Source organism: Acinetobacter sp. 12966, assembly GCF_031196995.1.
In the GTDB taxonomy this organism is placed as follows: Bacteria; Pseudomonadota; Gammaproteobacteria; order Pseudomonadales; family Moraxellaceae; genus Acinetobacter; species Acinetobacter geminorum.
Map to the genome: position 1 here is coordinate 1 of NZ_JAVIMC010000108.1, position 268 is coordinate 268.

Annotated in this window: 1 pseudogene; it reads right to left on the bottom strand. The window is 27.2% G+C overall.

Going from position 1 to position 268, the window contains the following annotated elements:
* Positions 1–102: 102 nt before the first annotated feature.
* Positions 103–268: pseudogene (locus tag RFW85_RS16430) on the bottom strand (TetR/AcrR family transcriptional regulator); the annotation flags it as partial.

Consider the following 268-nt stretch of genomic DNA (forward strand, 5'->3'; position numbering starts at 1 on the left):
AATAAAAGATTAATCATGTTAATTTTTAATTAAGAAATCATTATTTCAAAATAAAAAGATAGTTAATTCATTCTAAAATACTGATTCTTTAGTTCAATAAATTTAGTTAACACTCACTAAAAAGTAATCTAACAACTTGGTTTGTTCTTCGGCTCTGTCTGAAGTCAAAAGTCCTAAAATTGCCCCATCTATCATAAATATAAAAATTTCCGCTTCGGCATATGAAACGGCTTTTTTAGTGTCCATAAGCAGGCAGAAAATTTCGTTT